20 protein-coding genes are annotated in these 19,662 nt (G+C 42.7%); 12 read left to right on the top strand and 8 right to left on the bottom strand.

Annotation, left to right across the window (positions count from 1 at the left end; all coding sequences use genetic code 11):
- The first annotated feature begins 65 nt into the window (after positions 1-65).
- From ACGF63_RS15225 to ACGF63_RS15190, 8 genes are all read left to right on the top strand, one after another.
- Complete coding sequence (locus tag ACGF63_RS15225) at positions 66-251, top strand: lipoprotein (protein WP_036844167.1); 186 nt, start codon at positions 66-68, stop codon at positions 249-251.
- Positions 252-289: 38 nt separating this feature from the next.
- The gene (gene dapF, locus ACGF63_RS15220; protein WP_036844166.1) at positions 290-1,114 is read left to right on the top strand and encodes a diaminopimelate epimerase; all 825 of its coding nucleotides are present in this window, start codon (positions 290-292) and stop codon (positions 1,112-1,114) included.
- A gap of 33 nt (positions 1,115-1,147) precedes the next feature.
- On the top strand, positions 1,148-1,852 hold the full coding sequence (locus tag ACGF63_RS15215) for a DUF484 domain-containing protein (RefSeq protein ID WP_036844165.1): 705 nt from the start codon (positions 1,148-1,150) through the stop codon (positions 1,850-1,852).
- Positions 1,849-2,760 (top strand): tyrosine recombinase XerC, encoded by a 912-nt coding sequence (gene xerC, locus ACGF63_RS15210; RefSeq protein WP_132355167.1) that lies wholly within the window; start codon positions 1,849-1,851, stop codon positions 2,758-2,760. Before ACGF63_RS15215 ends, xerC begins: the two co-directional genes overlap by 4 nt.
- Positions 2,760-3,476 carry a 5-amino-6-(5-phospho-D-ribitylamino)uracil phosphatase YigB gene (yigB, locus tag ACGF63_RS15205; RefSeq protein ID WP_387631799.1) on the top strand — a complete coding sequence of 239 codons (717 nt, stop codon included), beginning with the start codon at positions 2,760-2,762 and terminating at the stop codon, positions 3,474-3,476. The genes xerC and yigB overlap by 1 nt, the downstream gene beginning before the upstream one ends.
- Before the next feature lie 66 nt (positions 3,477-3,542).
- On the top strand, positions 3,543-5,705 hold the full coding sequence (gene uvrD / locus ACGF63_RS15200; RefSeq protein WP_387631796.1) for a DNA helicase II: 2,163 nt from the start codon (positions 3,543-3,545) through the stop codon (positions 5,703-5,705).
- A gap of 95 nt (positions 5,706-5,800) precedes the next feature.
- The gene (gene corA, locus ACGF63_RS15195; protein ID WP_036839270.1) at positions 5,801-6,751 is read left to right on the top strand and encodes a magnesium/cobalt transporter CorA; all 951 of its coding nucleotides are present in this window, start codon (positions 5,801-5,803) and stop codon (positions 6,749-6,751) included.
- A gap of 519 nt (positions 6,752-7,270) precedes the next feature.
- Entirely contained in the window at positions 7,271-8,209 is a 939-nt protein-coding gene (locus ACGF63_RS15190) for an Rpn family recombination-promoting nuclease/putative transposase (RefSeq protein ID WP_387631791.1), read from the top strand.
- A gap of 275 nt (positions 8,210-8,484) precedes the next feature.
- On the opposite strand, the gene ACGF63_RS15185 is transcribed toward ACGF63_RS15190, so the two are convergent.
- The 3 genes from ACGF63_RS15185 to ACGF63_RS15175 form a co-directional block, all read right to left on the bottom strand.
- A complete protein-coding gene (locus ACGF63_RS15185) occupies positions 8,485-8,943 on the bottom strand; it encodes a GNAT family N-acetyltransferase (protein WP_387631789.1) in 459 nt (152 codons plus the stop codon).
- A 17-nt stretch (positions 8,944-8,960) separates the two neighbouring features.
- Positions 8,961-9,851, bottom strand: coding sequence for an EamA family transporter RarD (gene rarD / locus ACGF63_RS15180; protein WP_387631786.1), 891 nt, complete (start codon positions 9,849-9,851; stop codon positions 8,961-8,963).
- Positions 9,852-9,969: 118 nt separating this feature from the next.
- Positions 9,970-10,440 (bottom strand): thioesterase family protein, encoded by a 471-nt coding sequence (locus ACGF63_RS15175; protein WP_036844159.1) that lies wholly within the window; start codon positions 10,438-10,440, stop codon positions 9,970-9,972.
- A gap of 296 nt (positions 10,441-10,736) precedes the next feature.
- On the opposite strand from ACGF63_RS15175, the gene recQ reads away from it, so the two are divergent.
- From recQ to ACGF63_RS15155, 4 genes are all read left to right on the top strand, one after another.
- The gene (recQ, locus tag ACGF63_RS15170) at positions 10,737-12,563 is read left to right on the top strand and encodes an ATP-dependent DNA helicase RecQ (RefSeq protein WP_036844158.1); all 1,827 of its coding nucleotides are present in this window, start codon (positions 10,737-10,739) and stop codon (positions 12,561-12,563) included.
- Between the two features lie 14 nt (positions 12,564-12,577).
- Positions 12,578-13,576, top strand: coding sequence for a lysophospholipase L2 (gene pldB, locus ACGF63_RS15165; RefSeq protein ID WP_152963437.1), 999 nt, complete (start codon positions 12,578-12,580; stop codon positions 13,574-13,576).
- 23 nt (positions 13,577-13,599) lie between these two features.
- Complete coding sequence (gene yigL / locus ACGF63_RS15160) at positions 13,600-14,400, top strand: sugar/pyridoxal phosphate phosphatase YigL (protein ID WP_036844156.1); 801 nt, start codon at positions 13,600-13,602, stop codon at positions 14,398-14,400.
- A 445-nt stretch (positions 14,401-14,845) separates the two neighbouring features.
- On the top strand, positions 14,846-15,292 hold the full coding sequence (locus tag ACGF63_RS15155) for an H-NS family nucleoid-associated regulatory protein (protein WP_036844155.1): 447 nt from the start codon (positions 14,846-14,848) through the stop codon (positions 15,290-15,292).
- Between the two features lie 1,557 nt (positions 15,293-16,849).
- Here the strand turns inward: ACGF63_RS15155 and ACGF63_RS15150 are convergent.
- From ACGF63_RS15150 to ACGF63_RS15130, 5 genes are all read right to left on the bottom strand, one after another.
- Positions 16,850-17,176, bottom strand: coding sequence for a hypothetical protein (locus ACGF63_RS15150; RefSeq protein ID WP_387631783.1), 327 nt, complete (start codon positions 17,174-17,176; stop codon positions 16,850-16,852).
- A 42-nt stretch (positions 17,177-17,218) separates the two neighbouring features.
- On the bottom strand, positions 17,219-17,836 hold the full coding sequence (locus tag ACGF63_RS15145) for a hypothetical protein (protein WP_387631781.1): 618 nt from the start codon (positions 17,834-17,836) through the stop codon (positions 17,219-17,221).
- Positions 17,817-18,785 carry a hypothetical protein gene (locus ACGF63_RS15140; protein ID WP_387631778.1) on the bottom strand — a complete coding sequence of 323 codons (969 nt, stop codon included), beginning with the start codon at positions 18,783-18,785 and terminating at the stop codon, positions 17,817-17,819. Before ACGF63_RS15140 ends, ACGF63_RS15145 begins: the two co-directional genes overlap by 20 nt.
- Positions 18,782-19,372, bottom strand: coding sequence for a hypothetical protein (locus tag ACGF63_RS15135; protein WP_387631775.1), 591 nt, complete (start codon positions 19,370-19,372; stop codon positions 18,782-18,784). Before ACGF63_RS15135 ends, ACGF63_RS15140 begins: the two co-directional genes overlap by 4 nt.
- Positions 19,357-19,662, bottom strand: a 306-nt coding sequence (locus ACGF63_RS15130) for a hypothetical protein (RefSeq protein ID WP_387631773.1), incomplete at its 5' end; no start/stop codon positions are given. The genes ACGF63_RS15135 and ACGF63_RS15130, both read right to left, overlap by 16 nt.

Below are 19,662 nucleotides of genomic sequence, written 5' to 3'. Positions count from 1 at the left end.
TTGCTTTTCGGGGCCTAACTGCGATTATAGAGAATATTGACGTATGAATTACAGGCATTATTGCAATGAAGAAAAAATTACGCGGGTTTCTGGCTATCATAACTTTATTTGTACTTTCCGGCTGTGGACTAAAAGGCCCGCTCTATTTTCCTCCAGAACAGCCATCGGCAGAGAAGACTAAGACCGCAGCTCAGGCTCCCGTGAAGACTGTGCAACAAGGGCAGAAAGTGGATAGCGGCACTCAGAAATAAGCTGGTAGTTAGTACTGCGGCTTACGGTGGAGCATTATATGCAGTTCTCCAAAATGCATGGTCTTGGTAATGACTTTATGGTCGTTGATGCTGTGACCCAAAATGTTTATTTCTCACCAGAACTGATCTGCCGTTTGGCCGACAGGCATACTGGTGTGGGTTTCGATCAGTTGTTAGTTGTTGAAGCACCTTATGATCCGGATCTGGATTTTCACTATCGCATTTTTAATGCTGATGGCAGTGAAGTGGCGCAGTGTGGCAATGGGGCGCGTTGTTTTGCCCGTTTTGTTCGCCTTAAGGGGTTGATTAATAAGCGTGATATTAAAGTCAGTACGCAATCGGGACGTATGGTATTGAGTATCACCAATGATGATCAGGTTTGCGTTAATATGGGGGAACCTGAATTTGAGCCACATCATGTGCCATTTCGCGCGTTAAAGGCAGAAAAAACCTATATTTTAAGAGTGGTAGAAAAAACGGTTCTTTGTGGCGTGGTTTCTATGGGAAATCCTCATTGTGTGATTCAGGTAGCCGATGTGGAAACTGCCGAAGTGGGAATTCTGGGGTCAGCTCTGGAAAGCCATGAAAGATTTCCTGAGCGGGCTAATATTGGTTTCATGCAAATTCTAAACCGTGGTCATATTCGCTTACGGGTTTATGAACGTGGTGTTGGTGAAACGCAGGCTTGTGGTAGTGGTGCTTGTGCAGCGGTAGCCGTCGGCATTCAGCAGCAACTGCTCGATAGTCATGTTCAGGTAGACTTGCCGGGAGGTTCACTGCTTATCTGTTGGGAAGGGCCGGGAAAACCTCTCTATATGACTGGGCCGGCGACGCATGTTTATGATGGCACAATTCATCTGTAATCGATTTTGTTTTGAACTGCGGGGCATCGGAAGATGGAGAAAAAAGAAGAGCAGTTAAACATCGGTGGTACACTTGATGATCAAACTGTTGTGGATTATTTGTTGGAAAACCCCAATTTCTTTATCCGCAATGCATGTATTGTTGAACAAATACGGGTTCCTCACCCGATAAGAGAGACGGTTTCTTTGGTTGAATGGTATATGAGCCGCCAGAGAACACGTATTGCTTATCTGGAAGAAAATATAACCCTGCTAATGGAGCAGGCTAGAGTGAACGAGCAACTGTTCGAACAGTTGCTTAAACTACTTGTTGATTTAGCGGCGGCAGAGAGTTTACAAGATATGCTTAGTCGATTGAGTTTATGGGCTAAGAATCTGGGGTTAAACAGTGCCAGTATTCGTCTTTTCAGTGATAAATGGCATATTGGCGCACCGCTTAATGCGCCTGATTTAGCGCTTTCCCGTAACTCTTTTGAGCCAATCCGTATTCATCGTTTTGGTAATAGTAACCACTATCTTGGTATGTTGAACGGGCCGGAAATTTTATTGTTGTTACCACAGGTTCGTCATGTCGGTTCGGTTGCTGTATCTCTATTGGGAACGAGGGGAGAACTGGGTATGGTGATATTTAACAGTCGTAATTATCAGCATTATCAAGACGGCATGGGAACTGACATGCTTGATCATCTGGCTAAATTACTGCCGGATATACTCTCTCGTTGGATTAAACGGATATGATGCAGGGAATTGATCTGTTACTGGAGCCGGTTGAGGCATTTTTGAGGTATCTCAGGGTAGAGCGCCGGCTAAGTCCGGTGACTATCACTAATTACCGACGCCAGCTTTCCACATTGGCTGGGATGGCTTTAGAAATAGGTGTCAGGCAATGGAAAGATTTTGATCCTGCGAAAATTAGAATGTTGGTAACACGTAGTCGTCGTGCTGGCTTGAAGTCTGCTAACCTGGCTTTACGCTTATCTTCTCTGCGCAGTTTTTTTGATTGGCAGGTTACTCAGGGAGAGATTTCCGTTAATCCGGCAAAGACCGTCAGTACGCCGGGAACCAAGCGACATTTACCGAAAAATATTGATGTGGATGAAGTGAATCAACTGCTGAACATCAATTTCAATGATCCATTATCAGTGCGTGACCGGACGATGCTGGAAGTAATGTATGGTGCTGGGTTACGTTTGTCAGAGCTGGTGGGGCTTGATTGCCTGCATCTGGATCTTGAAAGTGGGGAAGTATGGGTTTCAGGTAAAGGCAGTAAAGAACGGAAGGTTCCTTTGGGACAGACCGCTGTTGAATGGCTTAATCGCTGGCTGGAGATGCGGGAACTGTTCGAACCGGAGGATAATGCGGTTTTTATTTCAAACAGCGGACGGCGGATATCAACCCGTAATGTACAGAAACGATTTGCGCAGTGGGGCATACGTCAGGGGGTGAACAGCCATATTCATCCTCATAAATTGCGCCACTCTTTTGCCACACACATTCTGGAATCCAGTGGTGATTTGCGCGCAGTTCAGGAACTTCTTGGTCATGCCAGCTTATCCAGCACACAAATCTATACCCATCTGGATTTCCAGCATTTGACAAAAGTGTATGATGTGGCCCATCCCAGAGCCAAGCGGGGGAAATCGTAATGCGTTTTTACCGGCCTCTTGCGCCAGTCTCAGCAATGACATTTGATCTGGATGATACCCTTTATGATAATCGCCCAGTGTTAGATAAGACGGAACAAGAGGTGCTGAATTTTATACGGCAATATGATCCTAAGTTCGGTCACCTTGATCATCAGGATCTGTATGCTTTCCGTGAAGTGATATTTGAGCAAGATCCTGAAATCTGCCATGACATGACCTTGTGGCGTTGGCAATCTGCAAAGCTGATGTTTTGCCATTACGGTTTTAGCCGTGAAGATGCCTGCCGGGGCGCGGATGATATCATGGCCCATTTCTCCCACTGGCGCAGCCGGATTGATGTGCCGGAATCAACACATAAAACCCTTGCTGCGCTTGCTGAACAGATGCCATTGGTCGCCATTACTAATGGTAATGCAGAACCTGCGGCTTGTGGTCTTGCTCCTTATTTTAAATTTGTGCTGAAAGCAGGCCCTGATGGGCGCTCAAAACCTCACAGCGATATGTACCGTCTGGCAGCAGAACGCCTGGGTTTACCACTTGGGAAAATTTTGCATGTTGGTGATGATCTGAATACTGATGTGGAAGGGGCACTTCGTAGTGGTATGCAGGCTTGCTGGATTAATACAGAAAATAAAAAACTATTGCAGACGATTGAGAGCCGCCTGCTGCCGCACATTGAGATTTACGATTTGGCTTCTTTGACAGCATTGATATAATCATGAAATTATTCTGTATGAAAACACAGCAGGCTATGGTCGCTGTTTAATCAATTGATGGTAACTATGGACATCTCCTATCTGCTCGAAAGTCTGAATGACAAACAACGTGAAGCCGTAGCTGCTCCGCGGACCAACATGTTGGTACTGGCCGGAGCGGGGAGTGGTAAAACCCGGGTTCTGGTACACCGAATTGCCTGGTTGTTGTCGGTGGAGAAGGCTTCGCCATTTTCCATCATGGCAGTGACCTTTACCAATAAGGCGGCTGCGGAAATGCGCCACCGGATTGAAAACTTGATCGGTACCAGTCAGGGAGGAATGTGGATTGGTACATTCCACGGATTGGCTCATCGTTTGTTACGGGCGCATCATTTGGATGCCAATTTGCCGCAGGATTTTCAGATTCTTGATAGCGAAGATCAGCATCGTCTGCTCAAACGCATTATCAAAGCGATGAATCTGGATGATAAACAATGGCCGGCTCGTCAGGGTATGTGGTACATCAACGGTAAAAAAGATGAAGGATTACGGCCACAGCATATTGAAAGTTATGGCAACCCTGTCGAGGTGACATGGCAGAAAATTTATCAGGCTTACCAAGAGGCGTGTGATCGCGCGGGATTAGTAGACTTTGCAGAGCTTCTGCTGCGAGCTCATGAACTGTGGCTGAATAAACCGCAGATCCTGCAACATTACCGTGGCCGCTTTACAAATATTCTGGTGGACGAGTTTCAGGACACCAACAGCATTCAATATGCTTGGATCCACCTGTTGGCGGGGGAAACGGGTAAAGTGATGATTGTCGGGGATGATGATCAATCTATTTATGGCTGGCGTGGGGCGCAGGTTGAGAATATTCAGCGTTTCCTGAAAGACTTCTCCGGCGCAGAAACTATCCGTTTGGAGCAAAATTACCGCTCCACCAGTAATATTCTGAAAGTTGCCAATACACTGATTGCCAATAACAGTGATCGCTTGGGCAAGAATCTGTGGACTGATGGTGTCGAGGGCGAACCGATTTCCCTGTATTGTGCATTTAATGAGCTTGATGAAGCCCGTTATGTGGTCAGCCGGATTAAAAGCTGGCTTGAAAATGGTGGTGCACTGAAAAGCTGCGCTATACTTTACCGCAGTAATGCCCAGTCCCGTGTACTGGAAGAAGCGTTGTTACAGGCATCAATGCCGTATCGTATTTATGGTGGTCAGCGGTTCTTTGAACGTCAGGAAATTAAAGATGCGTTAGCTTACCTGCGCCTGATTGCTAACCGCAATGATGATGCGGCGTTTGAACGTGTGGTAAATACGCCTACCCGTGGCATCGGTGACAGAACGTTAGATATAGTGCGCCAGGCTGCTCGTGAACGGCAGGAAACGTTGTGGGAGTGCTGTCAAATATTGCTTCAGGAGAAAGTGCTGGCTGGTCGGGCAGCGTCTTCCTTACAGCGCTTTATTGAACTGATAGAAGCATTATCGACAGAAACCAGCGATATGCCATTACATGTGCAGACTGACAGAATTATCCGCGATTCCGGCCTGAGAGCGATGTACCAGCAGGAAAAAGGTGAAAAAGCACAGGCACGTATTGAAAACCTTGAGGAACTCGTCACGGCAACCCGCCAGTTCAATTATCAGGATGAAGACGAAGATCTGATGCCATTACAGGCATTTCTTTCCCATGCTGCGCTGGAATCTGGAGAAGGTCAGGCTGACGCTTATCAGGATTCGGTGCAACTGATGACATTGCATTCAGCCAAGGGGCTGGAATTCCCACAGGTATTTATTGTTGGAATGGAAGAAGGCATGTTCCCAAGCCAGATGTCGATTGAAGAAGGCGGGCGTCTGGAGGAGGAACGTCGACTGGCTTATGTTGGCCTGACGCGTGCAATGGAAAAGCTAACAATCACTTATGCAGAAAGCCGTCGTTTATATGGTAAAGAAGTTTATCATCGTCCGTCTCGCTTTATTAGGGAACTGCCGCCAGAATGTATTGAAGAAGTTCGGTTGCGTGCGACAGTCTCTCGTCCAGTCAACCACAGTCGGTTAGGTACGCCAATCAGTGCCAATGACAGCGGTTACGCCCTTGGACAACGTGTTCGTCACCCTAAATTTGGTGAAGGAACCATTGTCAATATGGAGGGGAGTGGTGAACATAGCCGGCTGCAAATCGCGTTTCATGGGGAAGGGATTAAGTGGCTGGTTGCTGCTTATGCCAGGCTTGAAACGGTCTGAAAATAATATCTAGGTTGAATGTTGACAGGCTTTTTCCTCTAAGCGTAACATTCGCGCCTTACGATCACGTAGGGAGTAAAGGAGACTGATGATACATGCTGAGCGCATTTAAGTTAGAGAATAATCGCCTGCTCCGCCTTGAGTTCGAAGAGGGAGAAAAGTTATCTGATTCCTTGTGGGTAGATTTGGTCGAACCGGAAGAGCAAGATCGGCTTCAAGTTCAAAATGAATTAGGCCAAATTCTGGCAACCCGACCGGAGCTGGATGACATTGAGGCGTCAGCGCGTTTTTTTGAAGATGAAGACGGGATACATGTCCACTCGTTTTTCTACTTTGAAGATGCGGAAGACCATGCTGGCAACGCAACAGTTGCATTTACTATTCGTGATGGTCGTCTCTATACATTGCGAGAGCGTGAACTCCCTGCATTCCGATTGTACCGTATGCGTGCCCGTAATCAGACATTGGTTGATGGTAATGCCTATGAAGTACTGATGGATCTGTTTGAAACCAAAATCGAACAGTTGGCTGATGTTATCGAAAATATTTACAGTGTTCTGGAATCCCTGAGCCGGGTCATTATGGAAGGGAAACAGGGGGATGAGTTTGATATCGCCCTGTCCAGCCTTGCTGAACAGGAAGATATCGGCTGGAAGGTACGTTTGTGTCTTATGGATACCCAGCGAGCGCTCAACTTTCTGGTACGGCGTGCCCGTCTGCCGGGCGATCAGCTTGAGCAGGCCCGTGAAATTCTGCGGGATATCGAATCTCTGCTGCCACACAATGAATCCCTGTTCCAGAAAGTTAACTTCCTGATGCAGGCAGCAATGGGCTTTATCAATATCGAACAGAGCCGGATTATCAAAATCTTCTCGGTGGTATCTGTGGTATTCCTGCCCCCAACGCTGGTGGCTTCCAGTTATGGTATGAACTTTGAGTTTATGCCGGAGCTGCATTGGCCATTCGGTTATCCGGGCGCAATTGGTCTGATGATTGCTGCTGGTCTTGCGCCGTATCTTTATTTTAAGCGGAAGAATTGGTTGTAGATAAGCAGCCGTGGCAGGAAGGAATAAAAGCGTTGGCAGATGATAATGCCAACGCCTATCCTCTTTGTTATTCTTTTGCATGACATTCAATATCACTATAAAGTAAATAATTAAGATATAGTCACTGGTTTGAAAATTAACATATCGGAACCGATATTATCTGACAACATTTACTGACAAAGATATTCTTTGTGATCATTAAATGTTTTTATTTTTTTAATTATATCTTTTTCACCATAATCCGCATGTACTGAAAATGATATAACAGTCAAAAACGATATAAGTATTAACTTAATTTTTCCCATGCCTTGCAATTTACCTTATATAAATAACGGTTTCTCCTTTGGATAACTTATTTTCTCCAGAGACGTACTTAACCTGAACTTCGCTTAAGAAGGAAATTAAAGTATTTGAGATACGATCAAAGTTTTTGTCAAAGAAAATGCAAGACATTTCAGTCTGCTCGGTTTTTTGCTTAATATTCCTTCAATATAAAAGAAAGTATGCTACCATTCACCGATGAAGAGAAAAAATACACCAACGCCACATGACGCTGTTTTTAAACAATTTTTAAGCCATATAGATACTGCCAGAGACTTTTTGGAGATACATTTGCCTGCGACATTACGGGCAGTTTGTGATCTGGATACACTGCGGTTGGAATCAGGGTCGTTTATTGAAGGCAATTTGCGTGCGCATTATTCCGACATTTTGTATTCATTGAAAACAGCGCAGGGTGACGGATACGTATATTGCGTGATCGAACACCAGAGTTCCCCGGATAAGATGATGGCATTCCGGCTGATGCGATACAGTATTTCAGCAATGCAACGGCATCTGGAGCAGGGACATGAAAAATTGCCTCTGGTCATTCCGGTGTTGTTCTATCACGGGAAAATACAGCCGTATCCCTGGAGTACCCATTGGCTCGACTGTTTCGATGATCCGGCCCTGGCGGAGGAAATCTATTCCAATAAATTCCCGCTGGTAGATGTGACGGTAATTTCGGACGATGAAATCCTGACGCACAAACGGGTTGCGCTACTGGAAATGGTGCAAAAGCATATTCGGCAGCGAGATATGGCGGAGCTGCTGCAAGAGTTGGTCATACTGCTGACGTATGATTACTATACGGATGAACAGCTAAAAAGCGTGCTAAACTACTTATTACAGGCGGGAGATACCGCCGATCCAGAAGGTTTTATCCGGCGACTGGCAGAACAGTCCCCGAAGTATGAGGAGGTACTGATGACAATAGCGCAGAAACTGGAGCAGAAAGGGCACCAGAAAGGATTTATTGAAGGGCGTCAGGAAGGACTCCAAGAAGGATTGCATAAAGGCGAAAAACAGGGGATCCTGAAAATCGCGTGTGCGATGATCGACATGGGTATTGACCGTGAAACGGTAATGAAAACTACCGGATTGAGCCAGAACGAACTTGAGCAAATACGCCACTAACTAGCACTGAGAGTTCTTCATCAGCATTCAACGATTCATGTTAAAAGAGGATCTTACGGTGACTGGCAGAACAGTCACCGAAGTATTGAGTATCGACCTGAAACGGTGATGAAAATTATCGGACTGAGCTTGAACAAATGTCCGACAAACTTACTGTTGATACGTTATCGGCATAAAAATGCGTGAATAAATGCACGAAACGCATAGAAGCGGCACATTTACATTCCAAGCGATAAGATCGAATCTGAATCTACGTGCTTCTGAAATCTCTGTTCTTAAGCAGAGCTGAGGTTACTTATCATACGAATTGCTATTCCAAATTGAGTACGTTCTTCCCCAAGGCGTACAAAGCCAAGGGCAGTATAAAACCCTGCGGCTTGAGGATTAGCCAGCACCCGCAATGATATTCCTCCTTTTGTATGAACGTTATTCAGTGCTGTTTTCACCAACTGTCTGCCAATACCTTGATGCCAGACAGTGGGTTCAACAAATAATCCATCAAGTTCTGCATCTCCATCAGATCGTGGTAATACAACACTGAACCCCAAAATGACGCCGGCTTGTTCTGCAACATAAACATATCCTGCTTCAATATGTTCTATAGGGAGTTCTATCATGTGGGGGTTGGCTAATAATAATTCTCGATCTTCTTCCCACATGAGAGATGCACGTAACTGGAGTGCTTCAAGAGCAACTTGTTCTGCGATTTTGGCCAGTCTGATGGTTATTTCCATGTAATAAACTGATTCTGCTATGTTTTCAACCTGCGCTGTGTATAAAGCGCATCCAGTGTAAACAGCACTAATGCTGCCCAGATAAAGCCAAAAGTAATCAGGCGGTCTGAACCTATTTGCTCGTCATAGACCAGTATTGCCAGTAAAAACATCAACGTCGGGCCGACATACTGGAAGAAACCCAGTGTAGACAGACGCAAATGGGCAGCGGCTTCTGTGTATAACAGTAATGGAACCGTGGTAATAATGCCTGCGGCAATCAGCAGTAAATTCAGTGTCGTTGGATTGGCACTTAAATCGCTGGTTGGGGTGTTGGCAAAACCAAACAGGTAAATAGCTGCAACGGGTAGTAACCACAGTGTTTCAATCGTCATACCTGTTTGAGCATCAACATTCATCTTCTTACGAAGCAGGGCATACAGAGCGAAAGTGACAGCCAGACTTAATCCAATAACAGGTACTGAACCAAATTGCCATAACTGGATTAGCACGCCAGTGAAGGCCAGAGCAACGGCAGCCCATTGCATTCGGCGAAAACGTTCACTCAGAAACAACATACCAAACAAAACGTTAACCAGTGGGCTAATGAAGTAACCCAGGCTGGCTTCCAGCATATGGCCGTGGTTCACTGCCCAGATATAAATCAGCCAGTTACAGGCAACAATGGTCGCCGTCACTGCCAATAGCAGGACTTTTTTAGGTTGACGAAAAACGTTGGATACCTGTGACCAGTGACGGGTTACTGTTAGTAGCAGCAACATAAAGAAAAATGACCAGATAATACGATGCGTCAGGATTTCGTCGGCAGGTACTTGCTGAATGTACTTAAAATAAACTGGGGCAATTCCCCAAATAAAGCAGGCACCGAAGGCGTACAGAACGCCTTTGGTAGTTTGTGGCTTATTCATGTTGTCCTAATGTTAATTAAAAGTATAAAGATTGTAGTGGATTTCAGCCCGTTAACATGAAAATAATATGTCACCGGGCTGAATATTACGCAAGGGATTAATATATAGAATGGTATGACTAACCGACCAGATAAGTCGCTGTTGCACTGGCGATATGTGCTCTCTGCTCGTTATGCAGTTCAGCTCTGGCGACAGAAACTTTATTTCCATTGCGGATGATACTGCTGGTGGCGGTAAACACTTCACCACGACCGGGGCGTAGATAATCCACCCGCAAATCAATCGTTCCCATTGTTGATATTCGCTTTTCTAATTCTTCTCGTGGAGTGGGTGTTATACGGGCTAAGGCATTACCGACACAGACCAATCCGGCACAGACATCCAGCACTGATGCAATCACACCGCCATGTAAAATCTTCTGTGCGGTATTCCCTACCAGCTTACTCTGATTATGGAACTGTATTTCTGCGTAATCCTGTTCAAACCGGAGCAGCTCAAGCCCTAATATCTGGTTAAAAGGCATATGGTAAATGAAAAAATTACCAATTAGCTGGCGGGCTTGCTCCAGGGTGACTTGCGTTGTCGACATTTAATTTATCTCCAAATAAAGGTACGTGTTATTAATACCACTTTATATAGTTAATAAATTGTTAATGTTATGCTTTTATTGCCAACCTTACCAGTTTGCGAGGCGTCTCGAGAAACAATCTGAGCAAAATTAAAGTTCGTGTGTAAAATAATCTGTGTTGCCTTTTTGACGCTTTATAAATGACAACGGTGTTTGTTATGTCGCGGGCTTGTTGTTGAAGTAATTATTGCGAGAGTAAGATAACATAATGCGCAGATGCTTAAGCGTCTGTGATTTTTTAATGGTTGAGGAAAAGCGTGTCTACCGCAGAAGTCATCAATACGATATCACTGGCAGAGCAAGTATTGCGGGAAACCTTTGGTTATCTGCAATTCCGGCCTGGTCAGCAACAAGTCATCAATACCATTCTTGAGGGGCGTGATTGTCTGGTCATTATGCCGACGGGTGGTGGCAAATCACTGTGTTACCAAATCCCGGCGCTGGTGCAGGAAGGATTAACCCTGGTTGTTTCTCCCTTGATCTCTTTAATGAAAGATCAGGTGGATCAACTGCGGGCGAATGGTGTTGCGGCTGATTGCCTGAATTCAACTCAGGCCCGTGAACAGCAGATGGATGTGATCCGGCGTTGTCGTCAGGGCGTGATCAAATTGCTGTATATCGCTCCAGAACGCTTAATGATGGATAACTTCCTTGAACAGCTTTTGGAATGGCAACCTGCTATGCTGGCTGTGGATGAAGCTCATTGTATTTCACAATGGGGCCATGATTTCCGGCCTGAATACCGGGCGCTGGGACAACTCAGACAACGCTTTCCAACATTACCTTTCATTGCGTTGACGGCGACCGCTGATGAAACAACCCGCAATGATATTGCCCGACTATTGAATCTCAATAATCCGCTTATTCATATCAGCAGTTTTGATCGCCCCAATATTCGTTATACCTTGATAGAAAAATACAAACCATTAGATCAATTATGGTTATTTATCCGCGGTCAGAAAGGTAAAAGCGGCATTGTTTACTGCAACAGTCGCAATCGAGTTGAGGAGATATCAGAACGTTTACAAAAACGTGGTTTAAGTGTAGCGCCATACCATGCTGGGTTAGATAACAGCCAACGTGCCCGGGTACAGGATGCATTTCAACGTGATGATTTGCAGGTTGTGGTAGCGACCGTGGCATTTGGTATGGGCATTAATAAACCCAATGTTCGGTTTGTGGTTCATTTTAATATTCCACGTAATATCGAATCCTATTATCAGGAAACAGGACGTGCCGGGCGTGATGGTTTGCCTGCGGAAGCGGTATTGTTCTATGATCCGGCTGATATGGTATGGCTTCGCCGTTGTCTGGAAGAGAAAACTGCTGATACACAGCAAGATATTGAACGGCATAAGCTTAATGCGATGGGGGCCTTTGCCGAAGCGCAAACTTGCCGCCGTTTGGTGTTATTGAACTATTTTGGCGAAAGCCAACAAACCGCTTGCGGTAACTGTGACATCTGCCTTGATCCACCGAAAAATTATGATGGTTTGGTGGATGCGCAAAAAGCGCTTTCTTGTGTTTACCGGGTTGGTCAGCGTTTTGGTATCGGTTATATTGTTGAAGTGCTCAGAGGTGCGAATAATCAGCGTATCCGCGATATAAGGCATGATCGTTTGCCGGTTTACGGCATTGGTAAAGATCAAAGCCAGGAGCACTGGGTCAGCGTGTTGAGGCAGCTTATTCACTTAGGTTTTATCAGTCAAAACATTGCCAATTATTCTGCATTACAATTAACAGAAGCTGCGCGGCCAGTATTGCGTGGTGAAGTTCCGTTGAAACTGGCTGTTCCACGGATACAGAGCCTGAAAGGGCGCAGCCAGCAGAGTAAATCATATAGTGGCAATTATGATCGCAAATTATTTGCCAAGCTGCGTAAATTACGGAAGTCTATTGCTGACGAAGATAATATCCCGCCTTTTGTTGTATTTAACGATGTCACGCTGATTGAAATGTCAGAGCAATGCCCGGTTACGGCTGAAGAAATGTTATTAATCAACGGGGTTGGACAACGAAAACTAGAACGTTTTGGTAGCGTTTTTATGGCCTTGATCTGTAAACATCTGGAGGAGTGTGAATAGCTTGGAGATGATTTATGAAGCCCGAAATGTTGAAAGAGAGCTGGCTTAATCGTGAGATACAGTTTTCTGCTTTTGCCAACGGGCCTCTGTTAGATTTCTGGCAAGCCAGGGAAGAGCATGAGTTTATCGGTGTTGATAATGTACTGATACGCTATGTCCGTTTTTGTGCAACAACCCGGAATCATAGAGCAGTCGTTATCTTGCCGGGCCGTAGTGAAAGTTATGTCAAATACCCGGAGGTGGCATTTGACTTTTATCACCTTGGTTACGACGTTTTTATCATTGACCATCGTGGACAGGGGCGATCCGGCAGGATGCTTGAAGATCCACAAAAAGGGCATGTAGAAAAATTTGATGACTATATTGATGACGTTGAAACGTTCATAGAAAGAGAAATTCTCCCTCGTTATTATTCTCACTGTTATGCGTTGGCTCATTCAATGGGCGCGGCAATATTAGGGGGATTCTTATTACGTCACAGTCAGATTTTTGATGCAGTGGCCCTTTGTGCTCCTATGTTTGGTATTAACTTACCAATGCCGCACTGGTTGGCTACTTTGCTGGTGAACCGGGCAGAAAGGCGACCGGCTAGACGAAATAACTACGCAATACTGACTGGAAAATGGCGACCGTTGCCCTATTTGATAAATCTTCTGACACACAGTTATGAACGTTATAGTCGCTATCTCCGTTATTACGCGGATTACCCGGAATTACGCATAGGCGGGCCGACATATCATTGGATGCGGGAAAATATGCGGATCGGCAATATATTGATAGAAAAAGCAGGAAAAATTGAGACGCCACTGATGGTCTTAAAAGCCAGTGAAGATAAAGTCGTTAATAATCAGCAGCTACGGGCTTTTTGTGAATCACATCGGAAAGAGAGAACTTTCATTGAAGGGCAGTCACCTTTGATTATTCAGGGGGCGCATCATGAGATCCTATTTGAAAAAGATAAATTACGCAGCCAGGCACTCAATGCTATTTGTGACTTTTTTGACCAGAATTGATTCAATTAATAGGAACGATAACTATGTATCACATTGTTGCTTCAGATTTAGACGGTACTTTGCTGTCTCCTGATCACAAATTAACGTCTTATACCAAGGAAACCCTTAACTTACTCACAAACAAAGGCATTCATTTTATTTTTGCTACCGGCCGTCATCATGTGGATGTTTCCCAAATTCGCGATGGGCTTGGTATTGATGCCTATATGATCACCTCCAATGGGGCCAGGGTACATAATACCGCGGGTGAACTGGTTTTCAGCCACAACGTTGATCCTGATATTGTGAATGACTTGTGTCTGATGGAGTTTGATAACCCTGATATTCTGACCAATTATTACCGTCATGATGACTGGTATATGAATCGTGAAAGTCCTGAGCAGGAAGAATTTTTCCAGGAGTCAATATTTCATTATCGGCTTTTTGAGCGTGATAATTTTAAGACTGATGGTGTATGTAAAGTTTATTTTACCTGTGAAGATCATGATCTATTGCTCATATTAGAGGAATCAATCAACGCACGTTGGGGTGACAGGGTGAATGTCAGTTTCTCGTTACGTAATTGCCTGGAGGTCATGGCTGGTGGCGTTTCCAAAGGTCATGCCCTTGAACAGGTAGCTAAATCTATGGGCTATAAACTCAGTGATTGCATCGCTTTTGGTGATGGAATGAACGACCTGGAAATGCTGACGATGGCTGGTAAGGGCTGCATCATGCAGGATGCTCACCAACGTTTGAAAGATATCCTGCCAGATATGGACGTCATTGGCTCAAATGCTAATGATGCTGTTCCCTGCTATTTATGCAAAATGTATCAGGTTTAATTGCTCAGTCATAATTGAGCGCTATTGGCGCTCAGATTACTGACGAAGTGCTGGTTATTTATCTGCTCTTTGTGTTAATCAAGTTCCGTTCGCCAAACGGAGCTTGCCGCCATGTTAAGAATACTCCTCCACGAAAACTTTTCTTGTTGAAAGGGCTTGCTTGAAGATCTTGTTTTTCACAATTATCTGATTCGTAAAATCGATACTGCCGTTGATTTCGGATTTATCCGTAGGGCTATTGCTTTGAGACAAAATCAGTATGGTTTTAAAATCTGAAAAAAGGGCAAGGGTATTACGAAGAAACAGATAAAAACTTTAATTATTAAAGGTAAAACAGAAATGATTAAGGATTTTTTTAAGTAGGTAAAAAAATCGGTGATATACTGACATTGAAAGAGAAAACATCAGGAAAAACGGATTTTAAATATATTAACAAGGTGACAAAATGACAGAGTTAACCAAAGAACAAGAATATGAGATTGTATCAAAACATTTAACAGGATTAACCACATTAAGAAAATTTGCTCAAACAAAAGATTTCGATTGGCTGAAAGAAGTTTACCAAAAACTAGAGATAATCGTTGACGAAAGCCGGGAATCCTCCAGATTAGCCAGGTTAGAAATAGAAGAAAAAGAACAAAAACGTTTAGAAGTATTAAGAATTATTGAAGAAATGGGCTTTGATATTAATACCATTAACATACCTATTACCCTATCTGGTTTTAAACCTAAAAAATCAAATACAGGAAAAGGAAAACCGAGAAAACCTAAGTATCAGTTTAATGAAAATGGAGAGGTTAAATACTGGTCAGGAAACGGAAAAAGACCATTAGGTTTACAAAAACTGCTCAATGAAGGCCATTCATTAGATGAGTTTTTAATTAAAAAATAATAAAATCCTCGGAATGATAATTACTATACTCGCTGAGCCTGTATTTTAACATTTTTCGCTTTCTATTTTTGCTTGCATTTCCCTTTTGGGGAGATTGCAAGCTTCTTTTTATCGGTAATTAACTCAGTTATCTATCAGCCAAGGGTGAAAAAAATAGATCCTCGATTAATGCCAGATTTTTAAGAGATACAGGGTGACTAAAAGCGGGTTATTCCCTGCTATTTTTAATTCATTTATCAGAGATTATATACTCGGTTTATTTTGCATTTACCTAATTTGCTATGATTATTTAAGAGAGTGAATGAAGAAATATTAAAGATTTTGTATAAATGGTGGATTTAAATAAATACGACTTTTCAGAAAGAGAATTAATTGCATTTAATAAAAAATCATTAACCATTAATAGAAAATTGAGAATAAACCAGTATGCAAAATAATAGTATTTTACTAGGCTGGCATTTAAGCGGTTTCTCGTCATTATTGTATGAAGAAAACTATAAAAACAAAAAGGGGTGTTTTTATCTCATCAGATCATTTACTTGCTGATTTATGAAGACAAAATAAAGGGTGGTAACTTATTAAGATTACCGGTAAAACAACATCAGTAAAGATAAAAAGTGAGTATGATTGACGTTGATTAAACGTAAAACACGATATCCCCATGATGATTAAAATCAGGTGTTAAAAGTAGTAAAAAACCGTTAAAACTCTATACTGATTAAAATTATATAAAATAATAACATTTAAAGCTTTCCCATCATATATTTACCTAACCTGTTATAATCATTTAAAAGCACGAATGCAGAGATATTAAAACTTTTATATAAATAGTGGATTTAACTCAATAAATTTAAGTTTTCAAAAAGAGAGTTAATTGCATTTAATTGAAAACCATTAATAGTGAGTTGAGAAAAATCAGCATGTAAAAAATATTATCTGATCAAATGGGTATTTAAGCGATTTCTCGTTGTTATTTTATGAAGAAAACCTTAAAAATAATGCAATAAAAAAATGGATAAAACGGTTAATTTAGCAGGATTTAAGCCCTGAAAAAGGAAGTGATTATCTGAAAAAAACAGAAAATGGTGGCTTATTAAAATTGTTTAAGATTACGGGTAAAACAGCATCAGTAAAGATAAAAGGTGAGTATGATTAACGTTGGTTAAACATAGAACATGATATCCGATGATGATTAAACTTAATAAAAAGCAGGCATTAAAATCGGTAAAAACAACGTTGAAAACTTTATACTGATTAAAACCGTAAGTTAAAACAATGACTTTTAATAACAGTTTAAAGCCCGTCTGTCATAAAACACAGGGCGAACGAATTGTTGGGTTATCCGGTTGATGGCTTTCTGAGGAAGTTGATGGGCATAATTTACTTGACCGGGAGGAGCGCGGACGGTTGCCGGAAATGTCCTATGCCCAGTAAAATATTATCGACTCCGCGGATGAAGCATCTAGCTTTCCTGAATGGTCTACGTATCAATTCTGATGTCAGCTAAATGCAGTGCATTGATATCTTTCTCAATGATGGTCTTGATGTCGGCAAACTTCATTCGGAAAGATCTTCATCAGGGGGACCTAAGCGATCCAATTCTGCCAAAATCAACGGAATCTGATCCTCTAAATCAGCGGGTCTTTTATCTTTACTCCACCAGATAAGGGGCCCACGGCGTTTATAATCCACCTTACTGACCGCTTCTTTGCCGTTTAATAAGAATTTCACCATAAAGGCGACTGCCAGTGCTTTATCATTGCCACTGCTTAAGAAAGCAAAGGAATAACTACTGACGTTAGGGATAAAACCACGCCCGATAAGTTGATTGTTCTCGTCCAGGCCGTAGACTTTGAGGAACAGAATATTAGTTTTTTCCAACATGCCTAATTGTGGATAACGGGCAGCATAGGCTTTACCTTTATACTAGGTGTAAAAGATCTGCCGTTCATGATCGATAATTAATGGTGCTTGTCTCTGCCAGAAAAAGATACAATAAACAAAAGGTGGAATAATCAGTAGGTAAAGCAGTAAAAATGTCATATCGGTTATTAAAATATCATTGCTATATTCATAAAAATTATAGCGATAGTGCAGGTATTTTTTTAGAGAAATTTCTTTATCATTACCGATATAACGGGCACCTTTCATATAATCCGGAAAATCATTGCGTAGATAAAATTTTTCACCACATTCTTTTTTGACTATATTAACCCAACGGTGAATGTATGCTTCACCACTTCTTCTCTCTCCGATAAACGCGTTAATATTTAGGATAAGACTACTGATAATTCCTAATGTAACCGGGATCAATGCAATACTCCGGGCGCGGCGTTGAGTATTATGAATATGACATTCCTTATTATCAAGGTAGTCTAGTATTTCCACATGTTTGATAGTTTCTTCATCCTTAATATCCCCGGTGGTGCGGCCAGAAGTTCTTTTTCCCAGCAAGCCAGCCGTTTGGCTGGCAGTGGATGAATAGTGGGAAACCATTTTTTGAGTAGATTTTTTAATGTTGCGTTCATTCGGAAAGATCTTCATCAGGGGGACCTAAGCGATCCAATTCTGCCAAAATCAACGGAATTTGTGTGTCTAAATCAGCGGGTCTTTTATCTTTGTTCCACCAAATAAGCGGTCCACGGCGTTTATAATCCACTTTACTGACTGCTTCTTTGCCGTTTAATAAGAATTTCACCATAAAGGCGACTGCCAGCGCTTTATCATTGCCACTGCTTAAGAAAGCAAAGGAATAACTACTGACGTTAGGGATAAAGCCACGTCCAATAAGCTGATTGTTTTCGTCCAAGCCATAGACTTTGAGGAACAGAATATTAGTTTTTTCGGCCATGCCTACTTGTGGATAACGAGCAGCATAGGCTTTACCTTTATACCAGGTGTAAAAAATCTGTCGTTCACGATCGATAATTAATGGTGCCTGACGGTGTGAAAAAAATACGGCCCATACGAAAGGTGGAATAATCAGCAGATAGAGCAACAGGAAACCTATGTCGACTTTAAAGATATGGCTACTACTGGGGTAATAGGTATAACGATAGTGTAGGTATTTTTTTAGGGAGATTTCTTTATCATTGCTGATATAGCGGGCACCTTCCATATAATCAGGTAGATCATCGCGTAAATAAAATTCTTCTCCATATTTTTTCTTTACCAATTGAACCCAACGATGAATACCTCTTTCATCATTTTTACGGTCTTCGATAAATCCATTAATATTTAGAATAAGACTACTAATGATCCCCAATGTAACCGGGATTAAGGTAATACTCCGGGCGCGGCGTTGAGTATTACGAACATGGCACTCATTATTATCAAGGTAGTCCAGTATTTCCACATGCTTAATGGTTTCTGCATCCTTAATATCCGGTGGTGCCGCCAGAAGCTCTTTTTCCCAGCAAGCCAGACGCTTGGCTGGCAGTGGATGAATAGTGGGGAACCATTTTTTGAGTAGATTTTTGAGTCGTTGCTTCATAGTGTGCGCTCCCCATCAAAACTACCCTTAATGGTATTTTCTGCTGTAGGTTTTTCTCCCCATAAATAGCGCAAAGGAGCAATAACATTGTCTGACTGCTGGTAATACCAATATAGCTTGCTGCGATAAGGGTTTATTTCTCTCCCTTCTGTCGTGACTATTTCCAGTGTAGCTGTATTGCCATTCAGAGTCAGTTTAGCCTGTTCTTGTGCTACGTCAAATATGGAATCACGAACAGTATCTCGCGTATACTGGCGACGGTTAATGGTGACAGGAATAATTTGTGCACCGATATAATATATTTCATTTTCTTTAACGAAAAGCCTATATATTTCTGAAATACCCATCTGGAAGGCAGGTAAGGTAAATTGATAGGTGGTTTTTCTATATTCTCTGTGTATCTTTAGTTGTGGCTGAATAAACAGATTTAAAAACTCCTGGTTTTCGATAACGAAATTATTTTGGGTGTCATTGTGCATTTCTCTGGCTATTTCTAATTGTAATGAAATTTCAGGTCTTCTTTCATCTCCCCAAAAAGCATATTTATTTGCCGCTCCCCAAAAACAGTTATTCAGCGTTTTCTCCAAATCTGACCAGGCACTGCTGGCCTGGACAATACTGCCCCGATAAGCAAACTGGCTCCTACGACTATTGCAGTGAGTACGCCCCCAGTCAGGAAGGTGCCAGCAGCAGCCCCGATCCAGACCGCTGTGGTCAGAATAATGGAACCTGTTCCTATCGCTACCTGGCTATAACCTTCGACTTTATTACCCACTTTGAAAGCGTTACTGGCATCATAGAAGGAGACCAGCGTCCCTAAATAACCTGCCACGCTACCGGCAACCCGGGAGAACTGACTGACCATAGCTGTATTGAC

Source organism: Photorhabdus sp. RM322S, assembly GCF_042879395.1.
GTDB lineage: Bacteria > Pseudomonadota > Gammaproteobacteria > Enterobacterales > Enterobacteriaceae > Photorhabdus > Photorhabdus khanii.
The sequence above is the reverse complement of the archived record's forward strand: the minus strand, read 5'-3'. Positions and strand labels throughout refer to the sequence as shown.